We start from the raw sequence: 17,661 nt of genomic DNA, 5'->3' as shown, positions 1-17,661 counted from the left end.
TTTACTCCTCCTCCCGCTTTGTCCGTTCTGTTAAAAAGGACACTAACTCGCCAAGCGGCACATCGGTTTGCTCGCCGCTCGCCATATGTTTCACGGCCGCTGTCTGTTTCTCGAGCTCCTCGTCGCCGATGATGGCAACGAACGACGCGCCAAGCCGGTCAGCCGCCTTCAACTGCGCCTTCAGTTTCCGGCCCAAATAGTCTTGATCAGCGCGCAGACCGGCACGGCGCAATTCGTAAACGAGGCGGACAGCTTCATCTTTCGCCCGTTCGCCGACAGCGACAACATAGCAATCGATTCCTTGGCGGATCGGCAGTTCGATTCCTTCCGCCTCAAGCGCCGCCAACAGCCGCTCAATGCTTAACGCAAAGCCGATGCCCGGCGCTTCCGGCCCGCCGATTTCTTGCACGAGCCCGTTATAGCGCCCGCCGCCGCACAGCGTCGCCGCCGCACCGAACCCTTCGGCCTCGCTCATAATTTCAAACGTCGTATGATTGTAATAATCGAGCCCGCGCACGAGCCGTGCATCGATGACAAACGAAATGCCAAGCATCGTTAAATATTGCTTCACCTTTTCAAAATACGCGCGCGACTCGTCGTTCAAATAGTCTAAAATCGACGGTGCTGACGCCATCAGTTCATGGTCGCGGTCTTTTTTGCAGTCAAGAATGCGGAGCGGATTCGTCTCAAGCCGCGCCTGGCAGTCCGGGCACAGTTCATGAATGCGGCCGGAAAAATGGCGGACGAGCGCTTCGCGGTGCGCGCAGCGGCTGTCTACATCACCTAAACTGTTGATCACGAGCCGGATGCGTTTTAACCCGAGCGCCTCATAAATATGCATCGCCAACGCCATCACCTCGGCGTCAATCGCCGGGTCGCTGCTGCCAATCGCCTCGACGCCAAACTGGACGAATTGGCGGAACCGCCCGGCTTCCGGCCGCTCATAACGGAACATCGGCCCGGTATAATACAGCTTGACTGGCTGGTTCGGGCTGCCATACAGCTTATGCTCGACGAACGCCCGCACGACCGGCGCCGTTCCTTCCGGGCGGAGCGTCAATGCACGGCCGCCTTTGTCTTCAAACGTGTACATCTCTTTTTGGACAATATCGGTCGTATCGCCGACGCCGCGCAAAAACAGTTCGGTATGTTCAAAAATCGGCGTCCGGATTTCTTCATAGCCATACCGCCCGCAAAGGTCGCGGGCCACTTGTTCGGCATATTGCCATTTTTCCGTTTCACCCGGCAGCAAATCTTGTGTCCCTCTCGGAATTTGAAAAGCCATGCTCTTCCTCCTTTGCCCAAAATAAAAACGCTCTCGTCCCCATCATCGATAGGGACGAGAGCGTGATTCCCGCGGTGCCACCCTAATTGAAGCATACAGCTTCCCCTTGTCGCCGCTAACGCGTGGCGCGCGTTCCCCCTTACTGACGCAAAGCGCGTTCAAAGGGAAACCTATGGAGTGTCTTTCGTTAAGCCATCATGGAGAAACGCTCACAGCCTCAGGCGTTTCCTCTCTGGCCATGTGGGCCTTAACTACTTTTCTCCGTCATCGGTTGTCACGTATAGAAAATGTAATTTTATATTACGGAGAAAGCCGGACGTTGTCAAGCTACCTTGCTGCGAAACCGCTCTTTGCCTGCGCCCAGCTTAAAGTTGGGGCTTCAAATGCCTTATGCGCCCGATTTGAGACGTTCAATGCCTCCCCTCTGCTAGGAATCATAGAGCCGGCTACATCAAAGCAATCGGCTCACTCCATGTCTAAAGGCGGGTTATACCATGCATAGAGGTTGAAACCGATGATCCTTTATATATAAAGAGAGCCGAAAACGGCTCTCTTAATGGCGAATTAAGTAATCAAACGCGCTCAATGCCGCGGTAGCGCCCGAACCCATCGAAATAATGATTTGCTTATAGGCGCTGTCCGTGCAGTCGCCCGCAGCAAAGACACCTTCGACATTGGTCGCTCCGCGTTTATCGACGATGATTTCGCCGATGCGGTTCCGTTCCACCGTTCCTTCGAGCCACTCTGTATTCGGCACAAGGCCGATTTGGACGAATACGCCTTGCAGCTCGATATGGTGCTCTTCCCCTGTCTCCCGATCTATATACGTAATGCCATTCACTTTGTCTGTACCAGTAATTTCTTTCGTTTGCGCGTTTTTGATGACCGTCGCGTTCGGCAAGCTGTACAGCCGGTCCTGCAAAACAGCATCCGCTTTTAATTCAGGGGCAAACTCAAGCACGGTCACATGCTTGGCGATGCCAGCAAGGTCAATCGCCGCTTCCACGCCGGAGTTGCCGCCGCCGATGACCGCCACGTGCTTGCCTTCAAACAGCGGACCGTCACAATGCGGGCAGTAGGCGACGCCTTTGTTTTTGAACTCTTCCTCGCCCGGCACGCCGAGATTTCGCCAGCGGGCGCCGGTGGAAAGGATGACCGTTTTGCTTTTTAAGACGGCGCCGTTTTCCAGCTCAACTTCAATCAAGTCTTTTTTCTCAAGCCGTTTGGCGCGCTGGATCATGATGTCGACATCGTATTGTTTGACATGCTCCTCTATGCTGGCCGCCAGCTTCGGTCCTTCCGTATATTTGACGCTGATGAAGTTTTCAATGCCGAGCGTATCTAAAATTTGTCCGCCGAAGCGCTCGGCGACAATGCCGGTGCGAATGCCTTTACGCGCCGCATAAATGGCAGCTGTCGCCCCCGCTGGCCCGCCGCCGATGACAAGCACGTCAAACGGCTCTTTATCGGCAAACGAAGCAGCATCCGGCTCGCTTCCTAATTTCGCGAGAATGTCTTCAATCGACATGCGGCCGCTGGCGAACATCTCACCGTTTAAAAAGACGGTCGGCACTGCCATGATGCCTTTTTGTTCCACTTCGTCCTTAAACGCCGCCCCGTCGATCATCGTATGCGAAATATCGGGGTTCAGCACGCTCATGATGTTGAGCGCTTGAACGACATCCGGACAGTTATGGCACGTTAAGCTCACGTACGTTTCAAAATGATGTTTGCCCCGGATTTGTTGAATGCGGCGCACCACATCCTCGCTCACTTTTGGCGGCCGACCGCTCACTTGAAGCAGGGCAAGCACCAAAGACGTAAACTCATGGCCTAGCGGGACGCCGGCAAAGGTGACGCCGGTGTTTTCGCCGACCCGGTTGATGCTGAAGCTCGGCGTGCGTTCAAGCTTTGCTTTTTCCACTTTGATTTTCGGCGACATGGCCGTCAACTCATCGACTAAAGCAAGCATATCGCGGGAAACGTTGTCGTCTCCCGCGCTTACCGTCAAAACAATGTCATTTTCAAGCAATTGCAAGTACTGAGCGAGTTGTGCCTTGATGTCAGCATCAAGCATTGTCAAAAGCCTCCTTAAATTTTGCCAACGAGGTCAAGGCTCGGTTTCAGCGTTTCACCGCCCTCTTGCCATTTTGCGGGGCACACTTCACCTGGATGGTTGCGCACGTATTGAGCCGCTTTGATTTTATCAATCAGCGTGCTCGCTTTGCGGCCGATGCCGTCAGCGTTGATTTCCACCGCTTGGATGACGCCGTCCGGATCGATGATGAACGTGCCGCGTTGAGCCAGTCCTTGCTCTTCGTCAAGCACATCAAACATGCGCGACAGTTGGTGCGAAGGGTCGCCGATCATGACGTATTCGATTTTGCTGATCGCCGGCGATGTATCATGCCATGCTTTATGTGTAAAGTGCGTATCGGTCGAAACCGAATATACCTCGACGCCAAGTTCTTTAAACGTAGCGTAATGATCTTGCAAATCCTCGAGCTCCGTCGGGCATACGAACGTAAAGTCGGCCGGATAGAAGCAAACGATGCTCCACTTCCCGAGGAAGTTTTGTTCCGTCACTTCAACAAAATCTCCGTTGTGATACGCTTGTGCTTTGAATGGTTCTACTTTTTTCCCTACGAGAGACATTCTTCATCTACCTCCTGCAATCGCTAGTGTTTAGATTAAAATGATTTTAATACGATATTGATTATCATATAGAAGTATATATTTTGTCAACACATATGCTTAAAATTTTTCCATCGCGCCCATCCGGCTTCGGGTGCGGAACGGGGCGCCCATAGGATGCACATTGATTCATCAGCCTGACTGAGAAGCTCCCAAGCCGGAGGGGGATCAGCCGCTTCAGTTTTCGCATATCCGTCCTTTTCTCCTCGAGAGCTCCATCGCGCCAGTCATCCAATTTGATTGCCATACAGCCCAAGCCCGCCAAACACTCACACGCCGGGCGCCGTCCCATCGTCCGAAGCGTCAGCGCTTGGCCATGTTCACGGGCGAAACCGTTGTTTTTTTAACATTTGCATATCTTTTAGAGTCACGCCGAACTCAGACGCTAGCTCAAAAGCGCTGTATTCGGCCTCAAGCCGCATCCATTCATGGAAGTCGGCGGAAAGCACGTCGTTTGTTCGGTGCGCCTGCTCGCTTCTGCCTGTTTGCCGCATCGCTCTTCCTCCTTTCTACGCCGCCGGTTTGTTTTCATCTTTCCCATTTTCCGCTGAAAATAAAAAAACCGGGAAACGTCATTCGTTTCCCGGTTTGTCGCCGCTGTCGATAATAAGCGTGACCGGCCCGTCGTTTATGAGCGACACGTCCATCATGGCGCCGAACACGCCGGTTTCGACCCGGACGCCTTTTTCGCGCAAGAAGGCGTTGAACGCCTCGTAAAGCGGCAACGCGCGATCCGGTTTCGCCGCTGCCATAAAGTTCGGCCGCCGCCCTTTCCGGCAGTCGCCGTAAAGGGTGAACTGCGACACCGACAGCACCGCCCCGCCAACCTCAAGCAACGAGCGGTTCATTTTTCCGCCTTCATCCTCAAAAATGCGTAAATGGGCGATTTTCTCCGCCAAATAGGCGGCGTCATCCTCCGTATCATCGTGCGTGACGCCAAGCAGCACGACAAGCCCGGCGTCAATCGCCCCAACGACCTCGCCGCTGACGGTGACGCTCGCCTGTTTCGCCCGCTGGATGACCGCTCTCATCGCGTCCCTCCTTTCGAAGCCCCTAGTTGTTCATCAGGCGCTGAACTGAATAAATGTCAGGAATTTGTTTAATTCGCTCCACTACTTTTTGCAAATGGCTGATGTTATGAATGGCGATCGTCATATGGATCGTCGCGATTTTATGCCGGTGATCCGAGCGGCCCGAGACGGCGGAAATGTCGGTGCGCGTCTCGTTCACCGCCTGCAGCACTTCATTGAGCAAGCCGCGGCGGTCAAAGCCGGTAATTTCAATGTCGACGTTATACTCGCGCTCGCCGTTCGTGCCGCTTTCCCATTCGACAGGGATCAACCGGTCAGCCGCCTCTCCCGCCTGCACGTTCGGACAGTCGGCGCGGTGGACGGAAATGCCGCGCCCGCGGGTGATAAAGCCGATAATTTCATCGCCCGGCACCGGGTTACAGCAGCGCGACAAGCGAATGAGCAAGTTGTCGATCCCTTGGACGCGAATGCCGCAGTCGCGTTTTTTGCCGGCCGGCAGCTTCGCTTCTGAGACCGCTTCGGCCAGCTTGCGCTGCTGTTCTTCGAGGTCGCGCTGTTTGCGCCATTTTTCCGTCAGCCGGTGAGCGATTTGCATCGCCGTAATCCCGTGGTAGCCGACGGCCGCGTACATATCGTCTTCGTTCGAGAAATTGAACTTTTCCGCAACGCGTTTTACATTGTCGGCCGTCATCACTTCTTTCGGCTCGAAACCGAGACCCCGCACCTCTTTTTCGACCATCTCTTTCCCTTTTTCAATGTTTTCCTCGCGTCGCTGTTTTTTGAAAAACTGGCGGATTTTGTTGCGGGCCTGCGACGTTTTCGCCAATTTCAGCCAGTCCTGGCTCGGTCCGTACGAATGTTTCGACGTTAAAATTTCGACGATGTCGCCGGTTTGCAGCTTATAATCAAGCGGCACCATTTTGCCGTTCACTTTCGCGCCGATCGTTTTATTGCCGATTTCCGAATGGATGCGGTAGGCGAAATCGATCGGCACCGACCCGGCCGGCAGCTCGATGACGTCGCCCTTTGGCGTGAAGACGAACACCATGTCGGAAAACAAATCCATCTTCAGCGACTCCATAAACTCTTCGGCATTGCTGGCGTCGTTTTGCCATTCTAAAATTTCCCGAAACCACGACAGCTTTTCTTCAAACGAGTTCGGTTTCACCGTTTTTCCTTCTTTGTACGCCCAATGGGCAGCGATCCCAAACTCGGCGATCTGATGCATCTCAAACGTGCGGATTTGCACCTCAAGCGGCTCGCCTTTTGGACCGATGACCGTCGTATGGAGCGACTGGTACATGTTCGGCTTCGGCATGGCGATGTAGTCTTTGAACCGGCCTGGCATCGGCTTCCAGCACGTATGGATGATACCGAGCACCGCATAGCAGTCTTTGATGCTGTTGACGATAATGCGGACGGCGAGCAAATCGTAAATCTCATTAAACTGTTTGTTTTGCATAACCATTTTCCGGTAAATGCTGTAAATGTGTTTCGGACGTCCGGAAATTTCGCACGGAATGTGCACTTCATTGAGCCGTTCACGTACTTCCTGAATGACCTCTTCCAAATATTGCTCGCGTTCGGCCCGCTTTTTCTTCATCAAGTTGACGATGCGGTAATATTGTTGCGGATTTAAATAACGAAGTGCGGTATCCTCAAGCTCCCATTTAATTTTCGAAATGCCGAGCCGATGAGCGAGCGGGGCGAAAATTTCGAGCGTCTCATTGGCGATGCGCCGCTGCTTTTCCGCCGGCAAGTGTTTTAACGTCCGCATGTTATGCAAGCGGTCGGCCAACTTGATTAAAATGACGCGAATATCTTGCGCCATGGCCAAAAACATTTTCCGGTGGTTTTCCGCCTGTTGTTCCTCTTGCGACTTATATTTAATTTTGCCAAGCTTCGTCACGCCGTCAACGAGCATCGCCACGTCCGCACCGAACTCTCTCTCAAGGTCCTCTTTGGTCGCCTCGGTGTCTTCGACGACATCATGCAAAAACCCGGCGGCGATCGTCGTCGCATCCATTTTCAAGTCAGCCAAAATACCGGCGACTTGAATCGGATGGATGATATATGGTTCGCCCGACTTCCGAAATTGATCGCGGTGGGCGTGTTTCGCAAATTCATACGCCTTTTTTAAAAAAGCGACATCTTGTTCCGACAAATAACAGCCCGCCTGTTCAAACACTTGCTCCGCTGTCAGCACTTGTTCATTGGCCATATGGTTGGATCACCTTTAATTCCATAAAATAAAATTCACGCGCCAAGGCGTAAACATCGATGACGTTAATAAGAAAGAGCACTCGTGCGAGTGCCCCTTTTTTCTCTATTGTAGCGGAAGAAGCGAACAATGTCGACTATTTAAAACTGCATGAGCGCCAAAATATCGTACCCTTCCAATTTTTTGCGCCCGCCAAGCTCGGTCAGTTCGATTAAAAACGCCAAGCCGGCCACCACTCCGCCCAATTGCTCGACCAAATCGATCGTCGCCCGCATCGTGCCGCCCGTCGCTAACAAATCGTCGGTAATTAAGACGCGCTGCCCCGGTTTAATGGCATCTTTGTGCATCGTCAGCACATCCGTCCCATACTCCAATCCGTATTCAACGCGAACGACTTCACGCGGCAATTTTCCTTCTTTGCGCACCGGGGCAAAACCGACGCCGAGCGCATAGGCAACCGGACAGCCGATAATAAAGCCGCGCGCTTCCGGGCCGACAACGATGTCAATTTGCTTTTCGCGCGCATACTGAACAATTTGGTCGGTCGCGTATTTGTACGCTTTTCCGTTATCCATCAGCGTCGTAATGTCTTTAAACATGATCCCCGGTTTCGGAAAATCAGGCACAATCGTAATATATTGTTTCAAATCCATTATACGTTTGCCTCCTCGTACGTTTGCGAACGTGTCATTTCTGTTAAACAGCGTTTCAACTGCTCGTAAGTGGAATATAATAACTGGTGTTCCACCTCAAGTTCATCCCGTCGGCGTCGGTATGTCGGCGACTCATGCAAATCGCGCTTCGCCGGTGTACGGACGAGTGAGATGACGCCGTTTTGTTCGCGAATAAACTCAAGCTCTAAAAACACTTTCGCCATGAAATGAACCGTCTCTTCCGTCCAGCCGCGGGCGCGCGCCAATTGCCCGCCCCGCTCGGTGAGCGGAAACGAACGGTATTTATGCAAAAAAGCATAAAACCATTTAAAATGGTCGCGCGTCGGAAACGTCCGGAAAAACTGCGCTTCCGGCTGTGCGAACACCGCGTAAATGCGCTCCGGCTGCCCGTTGCCGAGCAGGGCGGCGAGCCGGCCGAGCTTTGGCGGCAAGTCAAGCAGCACGACATAGCGGCCGTCAATCACTAAGGCGCCCGCCTCTTCATCACTTGGCACATAATGAAGTTCGTCGCGAAATGCCGCCAAATCTAAGCGATTTTCGGTTTCGCGGCGAAACAAGACGAGCAGCCGCTTCTCTTTCGGCAGCCGCTCAAGAAGCGGGCGGACGTCGCGGCAGCCGCGGGCATCAAACAGCTGGCAGCCGCTCACCGCTACATCGCACAATGCCAGCTGCGGCTTCGCCAGCCCGTTCCATTCGTTCACCGAAAGTTCTCCGACAGCCGAAACACGCGCCCCTGGAGCGATTTCCTCGCAGAGCGGTCCGAGGCCAAAGCCAATGGCATCAACCGTTGCACCGTCTTGGGAAAAGACGGCTTTCATATGGGCGCCGTTCGCCCCGACGCGACGCATCGTTTCAACCGCCGCCTCCTCGATGAGCAGAAAAGGCCGCGGATTGCCGACGCCAAACGGGGCGAGCCGCTCAAAGCTTCGTGCGGCTGACAGCGTCAGCTCGGCAACAGAGCAGGCAGCATCGATGAACGTCGGCGGCGTAAAATCGTCGTCTGACAACGTCCTGCCGGCGATGGCGTTCAACCGCCCCCGCAATTCCTCCACATCATCCAGCGCTAAGGTCATTCCCGCCGCCATCGGATGGCCACCAAAATGCGGCAAAATGTCACGACATTGGGACAGACTGGAAAAAAGGTCAAAGCCGTGGATGCTGCGAGCCGAGCCTTTGGCGATCCCTTTTTCCCGATCGACCGAAAGCACGACTGCCGGACGGTAAAACTGCTCAACAAGCTTCGAGGCAACGATGCCGACAACCCCCGGATTCCATCCTTCACCGGCGACAACGAGGACGCGATGCTCTTCGGGCGGAAACTGGCGCCGCACCATCTCCGCCGCTTCTTCAGCCATTTGCGCCACAAGCTGCTGGCGTTCACGGTTTAGCTCGTCCATCTCTTGGGCCAAGCGAACCGCTTCGTCCTCATCGTCTGTCATTAGCAGCGCCACAGCCGGATCGGCGCCGCCGAGGCGGCCGGCCGCATTCAGCCGCGGCGCGATGGCAAAACCGACCGTCTGCTCGTTGACTGACGCCGCATCAATGCGGCATTGCCGCCAAAGGGCGCGCAACCCGGCGCGATCCGTTTTGCGCAGCGCCTCAAGCCCTTGCGCGGCAAGGAGGCGGTTTTCTCCAACGAGCGGCACTAAGTCGGCGATCGTCCCGATCGCTACCAAATCAAGCAAATGGCGCGGCACCCGCCCAAGCAATGCGTGGGCCACCTTAAATGCGACGCCGACGCCGGCTAAATCGCGAAACGGATATGTACTTCCCGGCTTTTTTGGATGAATGATCGCGTACGCCTCCGGTAACACCGGACCGGGTTCATGGTGGTCGGTCACAATGACATCAAGTCCCCACTCGTTAGCGGCAGCGATTTCATTGACCGCGGCAATCCCGTTGTCGACGGTCACAATAACGGAAACGCCCCGCTCTTTCGCGGCGCGAAATGCCGCCACATTCGGACCGTATCCTTCCGTAAAGCGGTTGGGAATGTAGAACTCAACCGACGCCCCCGCCTCTTTCAGAGCGCTCACCATCACCGACGTACTGCAGACGCCATCGGCATCATAGTCGCCATAGACAAGCACAAGTTCGCCGGCGTCAATGGCCCGCTCTAAGCGCTGGATCGCCCGCTCCATCCCGTCGAGCAAAAACGGGTCGTGAAACGGCTGTCCGAGCGGATCGAGAAACGCGGCCGCTTCCGCCGCCGTCCGCACGCCGCGGCGAACAAGAAGCCTTGCCATCAACGGCGCGATGCCGGCTTCTTCGGCCAGCCGCTTCACCGTCTGTTCGTCCGGGCGATCAACTTCCCAACGCGTTTTCGCTTTTAACATGTCCCCCACCTCAACTCTCCTTATTATACAAAAAGGAGAAAAGGGCAGGCAACGACATTACGTCTTTTTTTCCGGATCATACGGATTGATATGCACCATCACGTTGCGGACGCGCGGAAGCGTCAGCAGCTTTTCCTTCACTTTTTTGCCGATCCGGTGCCCTTCTTCGACCGTCAGCAGCGGATCAACGGCGATCTTCAAATCGACGATCACGTAATGACCGTGCTCGCGCGCGTATAGTTCGTTAATTTGCCGCACATCCGGAACCGACAGCACCGCCTCCCGCAAATAGCCGGTCTCCTCTTCATGGAGCACGTGGTCGATCGCCGTATGGATCGACTTCCGGCCAAGCTCCCACGCCATTTTTAAAACAAGGATGGCGACAAACAGCCCAGCGAACGGGTCGGCATACACGAGCCAGCCGATTTCCCACTTTCCGCCAAGAATAGCAGCACCGACGCCAATGAGTGCGGCGAGGGAGGAAAAGACGTCAGAGCGATGTTCGTAGGCGTTGACGATCAAAGCATCGCTATTCAGCTTTTGCCCGAGTCGGTATTTATAGCGAAACATCGCTTCTTTGACAACGATCGATGCCAACAGGACATAAACGGCTGCCATCCCCGGCGGCGACAGCGGGGCGAAAAACGACATGAACGCCGATCGTCCGATCTCGAGCCCGACAAGAAACAAAAGGACCGCTACAATAATGGCAGCGATTGATTCCGCTTTTCCGTGCCCGTACGGATGGTCTTCATCCGGAGGGCGCGCCGCGGCCCGCAGCCCGATCCAAACGGCGAACGATCCGGCGACATCGGACGCCGAATGGGCAGCATCAGCGATCAGCGCTTGGCTTTGGCTCCACATCCCAACGACCGCTTTGATGGCGGCAAGCGCCATGTTGCCGACAATGCCGACGAGCGCTGCTGTTTTCGCCTGCCTGAATCGCTGTTCGTTTTCCATGGCCAGCTTCCCCCACTTTCACGTCTAGCAGCGTCGCAGCTGCTTATGCTTCATCTGACCATTAGTGTATCCATTTTCCGTTGCAAGCATCGTCAGCAAAGAAAAAGCACCGGAAAAAGCGTTCGCTTTTCCCGGTGCGGCCATTACAGATGCGGTTCGGCTTCCGGCGCGGCTTTTTTCGCCCCTTTGCCTTTTTTGAGCGCATTTCCTTTCCAAACGACCCACAGCTGTGCAGCGATGAAAAGCGAAGAATAGACGCCGCACACAAGGCCGACGAGCAAGGCGAGGTTGAAGTTGCGAATCGCCTCGCTGCCAAACAAAAGCAAGGCAATGACCGTAATCAAAACCGTCAACACCGTGTTGATCGAGCGTGTGAACGTTTGTTGCAACGCCCGGTTGACAATATGTTTCAGATCGTCGACCGTTTTCACTTTCCGCTTCTTCATGAGATCGCGAATACGGTCAAACGTGACAATCGTATCATTGATCGAGTAACCGATGATCGTCAGCACGGCGGCGATAAACGTCAAATCGACCTCAAGCCGCGTCAAGCTAAACACGGTAATGATAAAAAACGCATCGTGCAATAAAGCGATGATGGCAGCCAACGCCATCCGCCATTCAAAGCGGATCGTCACATAAAGAATAATTCCAATCGACGAAATGAGCACGGCGATGAGCGCGTTGCGGGCAAGCTGCTTGCCGACGATTGGCGAGACGGTGCTCACGTTTGGCTCAAACCCGTACGTCTGTTTCAACTCGCCTTTTAACTTGGCGATTTCTTGTTTATCGAGCACGCCGATTAAACGGACAACCCCCGTCTTTCCATCCGTGCCGGATAAAACAACCTCCTCCGGCTCGTGGCCAAGCCGTTTAAAATAACTGCCCAGTTCATTGGCATCGATCGGGCGGTTGCTCGTCACTTCAACGCGCGTCCCGCTCGTGAAGTCAATGCCGAGGTTGAGCCCCATGGCAACAAGCGAAATGACCCCGGCAATCGTCAAGGCGCCAGAGAAAAGGAAAAATTTTTTGCTATGCTTGACAAAATCCCAGCGGTCAAACTTTGTCGGCACTTCCGTCTCGTCGGTCGTTTCGGCGATGTTTAAGATTTCCGATTTTTTCACGCCAAAATACCCCGGTTTTTTATCAAGCCAGCGGCTTGAGACGAGCAGCCCGAGCAGCAGGCGCGTGCCGTAGACGGCGGTGACAAAGCTGGCGACAATGCTGATGATGAGCATCGTCGCAAACCCTTTGACCGAGCTTGTCCCGTAAATGAACAAGACGGCGCCGGCGATGATCGTCGTAATGTTGGCATCAAAAATCGTCGCAAACGAACCGCGGTTGCCGGCGCGAAACGCCGACAGCACCGATTTGCCAAGCTTCAGCTCTTCCTTGATCCGCTCATACGTAATAATGTTGGCGTCGACCGCCATCCCAACCCCTAAAATAAGGGCGGCGATGCCCGGCAGCGTCAAAACGCCGTTCATCCAGTCAAACAAGAGCAAAATCAAATAAATGTACATCGATAGCGTAATGACGGCAATCACGCCGGGCAGCCGGTAAAACCAAATCATAAACAAGAAGATGGCAGCGATGCCGATGATGCCGGCCAATACCGTTTTTTGCAAGGCGTTTTGCCCAAATTGGGCGCCGACGGACGTCGAGTAAATTTCATGCAATTGGACGGGAAGCGCGCCAGCGTTGAGCAAGTCGGCGAGCTGCTGCGCTTCTTTCACGGTAAAATTGCCGACAATCGACACGTCCGTCTGGTTGAATACTTGGTTGACTGAGGCGGCGGAAATAAATTTCGGATTCGCCTTGCCTGCTTCTTTCCGGTACGAGTCAACCCCTTCTTCAAAGTCAAGCCAAATGACTAAAATATTGTTCGGCGGCCCCATATTGTACACTTTTTCCGTCACCTGGCGAAACTTATCGGCGTCTTTCAGCTTAATCGCGACGCTCGGCCGGCCGTTTTCATCAAACGACAGCTTCGCCCCGCCTTGGACGAGGTCGCTCCCGTCCATGAGTACATTGTCATTCACGTCGCGAAACGTCAGCTTGGCTTGAGTCGCCAAAATTTCGCGCGCCTCGTTTTGGTCTCTCACCCCGGCGAGCTGAACGCGGATGCGGTTTCCGCCTTCGATGTCAACGCGCGGCTCGCTGACGCCGAGGACGTTAATCCGCTTGTTTAAGGCGCTGACCGTGCTTTGGAGTGTTTCTTGGTCGATTTTATCGCCTTTTTTCGCCGGCTTCACCTCATACAGCACTTCAAACCCGCCTTGCAAATCAAGGCCTAGCTTGATATTATGTACAATTCCTTGAATCGTCGGTCCGATCACTCCGGCAAATAGGAGCAGGAGCAGAAAAAACGCGACGATGCGGCCTCGTTTTACCATTCGCTTTAAAATCCTCCTTCGATTCGTCTTGGCGCCCGGCAGCCCCGGCAGCGCCATCGTTGCACACATCGGCTTCGACTTTCATTATGGGCCAGCCGATCATGGGTGTCAATTTTTTGCTATAACAACTCGTTGAGAACGCGTTCCAAATCATCGTCGCCAGCTGACCGCTGCCGTTCGTATGAACGCATCGTCAAAAACGCCATGTATTCCCCGGGCGAAAGCGACAAAATGTCGCTGACAAGCTCGTACAGTTTTTTTTCCGCTAACGCGTTTTTCCACTTTCGGGCGCACAAACATTCCCATAGCCCGTCGATCGTCACTTGCGTGTAGCCGAGCAGGCGGAACTCGTCATATTTGCATTCAAGCGCCGGCATGAGCTGTTTGCGCAGCTGCCTCTCCCTTTCCATTCTCTCACCCTCCCGCGCCATGCCAGCTATGATCCTTGTCATGCTTGGCCATGTGTCTCGCATATATTGTATAAAAGATTAAGGCATTTGAGAAGGCAGGGAAAGAAAATGTCCAAATTTTTGCAAGGGACGATCATTTTAATCGCCGCCGGTTTTATTACAAAAATTCTCGGCTTCATCAACCGCATCGTCGTCGCCCGGATGATCGGCGACGAGGGGGTCGGGCTGTACATGATGGCCGTGCCGACGCTCGTGTTAGCGATTACGGCGACCCAAATCGGGCTGCCTGTCGCTATTTCCAAGCTCGTCGCTGAAGCGGAAGCGGCCGGCGACCGGCAACGGGTAAAAAAAATTCTTGTCGTGTCGCTCACGACGACCGGGGTGCTGAGTCTCGTATTCCTGCCGGCGCTCATTGTTGCAGCGCCGTGGCTTTCGCGGACGATGTTCACCGATCCGCGCACGTACTACCCGTTAATGGCCATCGCCCCGGTCGTGCCAATCGTGGCGATTTCTTCGGTGTTGCGCGGCTATTTTCAAGGACGCCAGCAAATGAAGCCGTACGCCTACTCGCTTTTGATTGAACAAATCGTCCGCATCAGCTTGATCGCTCTATGCACAAGACCGCTCCTGCCGTACGGCGTCGAATACGCCGCCGCCGGCGCCATGGCATCTTCCGTCCTTGGCGAACTGGCCGCCTTACTGTACTTGTTGTTTTTATTTAAGTTCAAAAAGTCCATCCGCCTGCGGACGAACTTTTTCCGCTATGTGCATGCCGGCAAAGAGACGTTCGGCCGCCTCATGCGGATCGCCCTGCCAACGACCGGCGGCCGCTTGATCGGCTCGCTTTCTTGGTTTTTCGAGCCGATCGTCGTCGCCAACAGCTTAGCTCTGGCTGGCGTGGCCGCCTCCGCCGCCACGAAGCAGTACGGCCAGCTTGTCGGCTACGCGCTGCCGCTGCTCACTTTGCCGTCATTCATTACGTACGCGCTCTCGACAGCGCTTGTGCCGGCCATTAGTGAGGCGATGGCGCAAAACAAGCCGCTATTGGTCGAATACCGGATCACCCAGGCCATGCGCTTAGCGCTTGTCACCGGCGGTCTTTCCGCCGTCGTCCTTTACATTTTTGCCGAACCGCTCATGCGGTGGATGTATGGCACGAGCGAAGCGGCCATCTTTATTCAAGTGATGGCGCCGTTTTTCTTATTTTATTATTTCCAAGGCCCACTCCAAGCGGTGTTGCAAGGGCTCGACTTGGCAAATGCAGCCATGACGAACAGCTTGATCGGGGCGGCGGTCAAGCTCGCGTGCATCTTCGTCCTTGCCTCGCGGCCAAGCTTAGGCATTATGGGAGCGGCGCTTGCGACGTCCATCGGCACGGTGCTTGTGACGCTTCTCCACTTCGCCACCGTCGCCAAGGCCGTCTCCTTTTCGATCAACGCGCGCGAATATGCGAAAGCGCTCGTTGCCATCGCTGCCGCCGGTGCGGCTGGCTATGCGCTTTTCCGCTATCCGCCCGCGGCCATGCCTTCGCCATTATGGACGCTGTTCGCCATGGCGGCAACGATTGCTTTATATGTGACCGTCCTGTTGTTTTTTCAGCTTATCAAGCGCGAAGAGCTCGTCTATCTCCCGGGACTTCATTGGCTCGCTCGGAAGAACGGACGAAAATAAACTTCTAAACATGTCCGGCAACGAATATATATAGCGGTAAAACGGTTGTGATCAGGGGGGGAATACAGTGTCACGGCTTGGCAGCGCACTCGTATATGGGGTCGCCACCATTTTCGTGTTGGCGGCGCTCATTAGCTTCGTTTTTTCGTTGCTTCTTAAGTGGACGGACATTCATGAATCATCGCTGACATGGGTGATTTTTACTGTCTCGGTTATCTCGATGTTCATCGGCGGCATCGTTGCCGGCGGGAAAAGCCAAGAGAAAGGATGGCTTGCCGGCGGACTGACCAGCCTCTTGTTTACAGCGCTCATCTTTTTGTTTCAATTTCTTGGCATTGAAAAGCCGTTTACAGCGGAACAATGGCTGTACCACCTTGTCTTTTTTGTCGCCGCCGCCCTTGGCGGCATCGTCGGCGTCAATTTGTCACCGACGCGCCGCGAGCGTGCATAAGCGGGCGTCCCAATGCGAAAGCGGCTGTTTCTGGACGAAACAGCCGCTTTTGTCGCCAGCGCCATCGGCTGACGGCTTTTCATTCAGGTTATGCTTTAGTTTCCGACACAACTTCACGCACCGCGGAACGGTCGTATGTAAGCCGTGTGCCGTCACCCGCGCGGATGATGATTTTATCTTCATCGACCGAGTCGATGATGCCATGCAAACCGCCAATCGTGATGATTTTATCGCCTTTTTTCAAATTCGCCTGCATTTGCTGGACGGCACGCTGCCGCTTTTGCTGCGGACGAATGAGCAAAAAGTAGAAAATGACAAAAAACAGCACGATTGGCAACAAATTCGCAATCGCCGCGTTCATTCAATCCCCCTCCTTTCCGATGGCTAAAAGTTTTTCGCATTCGGCTTGTTAAAGCCGTAGCGTTCGAAAAATTCCTCACGAAAATCGGCGAGCCGATCTTCACGAATCGCTTGTCTCACCTGCTCCATTAATTTTATCAAAAAATAGACGTTATGGTAAGACGTAAGCCGGATGCCAAATGTTTCATCACACTTGATGAGATGGCGGATATAGGCGCGCGTATAGTTTCGGCACGTGTAGCAGTCGCAGTGCGGATCAAGCGGTGTGAAGTCGCGGGCATACTGCGCGTTTTTAATGACGACCCGCCCTTCACTCGTCATGACCGTCCCGTTACGGCCGATGCGCGTCGGCAAGACGCAGTCAAACATATCGATGCCGCGGATCGCTCCGTCAATGAGCGAATCGGGCGAACCGACGCCCATTAAGTAGCGGGGCTTGTCCGCCGGCAAAAGCGGCGTCGTAAACTCAAGCACCCGATTCATGACGTCTTTTGGCTCGCCGACCGACAATCCGCCGACCGCATAGCCGGGAAAATCGAGCGACACTAAATCGCGGGCGCTTTGCCGGCGCAAGTCCTCATATTCACCGCCTTGGACGATGCCAAACAGCCCCTGCTCGTTCGGGCGCCGATGCGCCTTTAGGCAACGCTCCGCCCAACGGCTCGTCCGCTCGACCGACTGTTTCATATAGTCATGCGTTGCCGGATATGGCGGGCATTCGTCAAACGCCATGATGATGTCAGCGCCGAGCGCATTTTGAATTTCCGTCGCTTTTTCCGGCGATAAAAACAGCTTGTCGCCGTTTAAATGGTTGCGGAAATGGACGCCTTCTTCTTCGATGCGGCGAAATTCACTCAAACTAAACACTTGGAATCCGCCGGAGTCCGTCAAAATGCCGCGATCCCAGTTCATAAAGGCGTGGAGGCCGCCCGCCTCCGCGACAATGTCATGGCCTGGACGCAGCCAAAGATGGTACGTATTGCTTAAAATGACGCCTGCCCCCATTTCCTTCAGCTCTTCCGGCGACAATGTCTTGACCGTGGCAAGCGTCCCGACCGGCATAAACATCGGCGTTTCAAACGAGCCGTGCGGCGTATGGAGGATGCCAAGACGCGCGCCCGTCTGCCGGCACGTTTTGATCAGTTCAAAGCGAATCGGTGTCGTCAACGTGC

Annotated in this window: 15 protein-coding genes and 1 other annotated feature; of the genes, 2 read left to right on the top strand and 13 right to left on the bottom strand. The window is 54.4% G+C overall.

The window, feature by feature from the left end:
- Window position 1 precedes the first annotated feature (1 nt).
- From hisS to IC803_RS03965, 11 genes are all read right to left on the bottom strand, one after another.
- Window positions 2-1,285 (bottom strand): histidine--tRNA ligase, encoded by a 1,284-nt coding sequence (gene hisS / locus IC803_RS04015; protein WP_081208416.1) that lies wholly within the window; start codon window positions 1,283-1,285, stop codon window positions 2-4.
- A 47-nt stretch (window positions 1,286-1,332) separates the two neighbouring features.
- Window positions 1,333-1,562: a binding site (T-box leader), on the bottom strand.
- Window positions 1,563-1,838: 276 nt separating this feature from the next.
- The gene (gene ahpF, locus IC803_RS04010; RefSeq protein ID WP_081208418.1) at window positions 1,839-3,362 is read right to left on the bottom strand and encodes an alkyl hydroperoxide reductase subunit F; all 1,524 of its coding nucleotides are present in this window, start codon (window positions 3,360-3,362) and stop codon (window positions 1,839-1,841) included.
- A 14-nt stretch (window positions 3,363-3,376) separates the two neighbouring features.
- Window positions 3,377-3,940: an alkyl hydroperoxide reductase subunit C gene (gene ahpC / locus IC803_RS04005; protein ID WP_020960702.1), complete on the bottom strand. Its 564-nt coding sequence runs from the start codon at window positions 3,938-3,940 to the stop codon at window positions 3,377-3,379.
- 359 nt (window positions 3,941-4,299) lie between these two features.
- Window positions 4,300-4,473 (bottom strand): hypothetical protein, encoded by a 174-nt coding sequence (locus IC803_RS04000; protein WP_190304264.1) that lies wholly within the window; start codon window positions 4,471-4,473, stop codon window positions 4,300-4,302.
- 78 nt (window positions 4,474-4,551) lie between these two features.
- Entirely contained in the window at window positions 4,552-5,010 is a 459-nt protein-coding gene (gene dtd, locus IC803_RS03995) for a D-aminoacyl-tRNA deacylase (RefSeq protein WP_063165167.1), read from the bottom strand.
- A gap of 22 nt (window positions 5,011-5,032) precedes the next feature.
- On the bottom strand, window positions 5,033-7,231 hold the full coding sequence (locus IC803_RS03990) for a RelA/SpoT family protein (protein WP_081208420.1): 2,199 nt from the start codon (window positions 7,229-7,231) through the stop codon (window positions 5,033-5,035).
- A gap of 140 nt (window positions 7,232-7,371) precedes the next feature.
- Window positions 7,372-7,884, bottom strand: coding sequence for an adenine phosphoribosyltransferase (locus IC803_RS03985; protein ID WP_063165165.1), 513 nt, complete (start codon window positions 7,882-7,884; stop codon window positions 7,372-7,374).
- Window positions 7,884-10,241, bottom strand: a complete 2,358-nt coding sequence (gene recJ, locus IC803_RS03980) for a single-stranded-DNA-specific exonuclease RecJ (protein WP_081208644.1) — start codon at window positions 10,239-10,241, stop codon at window positions 7,884-7,886. Before recJ ends, IC803_RS03985 begins: the two co-directional genes overlap by 1 nt.
- A gap of 57 nt (window positions 10,242-10,298) precedes the next feature.
- Window positions 10,299-11,201, bottom strand: a complete 903-nt coding sequence (locus IC803_RS03975) for a cation diffusion facilitator family transporter (protein WP_081208422.1) — start codon at window positions 11,199-11,201, stop codon at window positions 10,299-10,301.
- A gap of 143 nt (window positions 11,202-11,344) precedes the next feature.
- Complete coding sequence (gene secDF, locus IC803_RS03970) at window positions 11,345-13,597, bottom strand: protein translocase subunit SecDF (RefSeq protein WP_081208424.1); 2,253 nt, start codon at window positions 13,595-13,597, stop codon at window positions 11,345-11,347.
- Between the two features lie 119 nt (window positions 13,598-13,716).
- Window positions 13,717-14,007 carry a post-transcriptional regulator gene (locus IC803_RS03965; RefSeq protein ID WP_081208426.1) on the bottom strand — a complete coding sequence of 97 codons (291 nt, stop codon included), beginning with the start codon at window positions 14,005-14,007 and terminating at the stop codon, window positions 13,717-13,719.
- A 108-nt stretch (window positions 14,008-14,115) separates the two neighbouring features.
- Between IC803_RS03965 and spoVB the strand changes: the two genes are divergently transcribed.
- Together spoVB and IC803_RS03955 are read left to right on the top strand one after the other, a co-directional pair.
- Complete coding sequence (gene spoVB / locus IC803_RS03960; RefSeq protein WP_081208428.1) at window positions 14,116-15,678, top strand: stage V sporulation protein B; 1,563 nt, start codon at window positions 14,116-14,118, stop codon at window positions 15,676-15,678.
- Window positions 15,679-15,745: 67 nt separating this feature from the next.
- Window positions 15,746-16,129, top strand: a complete 384-nt coding sequence (locus tag IC803_RS03955; protein WP_081208430.1) for a TIGR04086 family membrane protein — start codon at window positions 15,746-15,748, stop codon at window positions 16,127-16,129.
- A gap of 88 nt (window positions 16,130-16,217) precedes the next feature.
- Here IC803_RS03955 and yajC read toward each other — a convergent pair whose 3' ends face one another.
- Both yajC and tgt read right to left on the bottom strand, forming a co-directional pair.
- Window positions 16,218-16,490, bottom strand: coding sequence for a preprotein translocase subunit YajC (gene yajC, locus IC803_RS03950; protein ID WP_063165159.1), 273 nt, complete (start codon window positions 16,488-16,490; stop codon window positions 16,218-16,220).
- Between the two features lie 23 nt (window positions 16,491-16,513).
- A complete protein-coding gene (gene tgt / locus IC803_RS03945; RefSeq protein ID WP_081208432.1) occupies window positions 16,514-17,656 on the bottom strand; it encodes a tRNA guanosine(34) transglycosylase Tgt in 1,143 nt (380 codons plus the stop codon).
- Window positions 17,657-17,661 lie beyond the last annotated feature (5 nt).

This window comes from Geobacillus sp. 46C-IIa, assembly GCF_014679505.1.
GTDB lineage: Bacteria > Bacillota > Bacilli > Bacillales > Anoxybacillaceae > Geobacillus.
The sequence above is the reverse complement of the archived record's forward strand: the minus strand, read 5'-3'. Positions and strand labels throughout refer to the sequence as shown.

What these genes read in the sequence shown, in the direction of transcription:
- yajC (WP_063165159.1), bottom strand. Translation starts at nt 16,490, where the DNA reads ATGAACGCGGCGATTGCGAATTTGTTGCCAATCGTGCTGTTTTTTGTC.
- IC803_RS03985 (WP_063165165.1), bottom strand. Translation starts at nt 7,884, where the DNA reads ATGGATTTGAAACAATATATTACGATTGTGCCTGATTTTCCGAAACCG.
- hisS (WP_081208416.1), bottom strand. Translation starts at nt 1,285, where the DNA reads ATGGCTTTTCAAATTCCGAGAGGGACACAAGATTTGCTGCCGGGTGAA.
- IC803_RS03975 (WP_081208422.1), bottom strand. Translation starts at nt 11,201, where the DNA reads ATGGAAAACGAACAGCGATTCAGGCAGGCGAAAACAGCAGCGCTCGTC.
- IC803_RS03990 (WP_081208420.1), bottom strand. Translation starts at nt 7,231, where the DNA reads ATGGCCAATGAACAAGTGCTGACAGCGGAGCAAGTGTTTGAACAGGCG.
- ahpF (WP_081208418.1), bottom strand. Translation starts at nt 3,362, where the DNA reads ATGCTTGATGCTGACATCAAGGCACAACTCGCTCAGTACTTGCAATTG.
- IC803_RS04000 (WP_190304264.1), bottom strand. Translation starts at nt 4,473, where the DNA reads ATGCGGCAAACAGGCAGAAGCGAGCAGGCGCACCGAACAAACGACGTG.
- IC803_RS03965 (WP_081208426.1), bottom strand. Translation starts at nt 14,007, where the DNA reads ATGGAAAGGGAGAGGCAGCTGCGCAAACAGCTCATGCCGGCGCTTGAA.
- secDF (WP_081208424.1), bottom strand. Translation starts at nt 13,597, where the DNA reads ATGGTAAAACGAGGCCGCATCGTCGCGTTTTTTCTGCTCCTGCTCCTA.
- recJ (WP_081208644.1), bottom strand. Translation starts at nt 10,241, where the DNA reads ATGTTAAAAGCGAAAACGCGTTGGGAAGTTGATCGCCCGGACGAACAG.
- spoVB (WP_081208428.1), top strand. Translation starts at nt 14,116, where the DNA reads ATGTCCAAATTTTTGCAAGGGACGATCATTTTAATCGCCGCCGGTTTT.
- dtd (WP_063165167.1), bottom strand. Translation starts at nt 5,010, where the DNA reads ATGAGAGCGGTCATCCAGCGGGCGAAACAGGCGAGCGTCACCGTCAGC.
- ahpC (WP_020960702.1), bottom strand. Translation starts at nt 3,940, where the DNA reads ATGTCTCTCGTAGGGAAAAAAGTAGAACCATTCAAAGCACAAGCGTAT.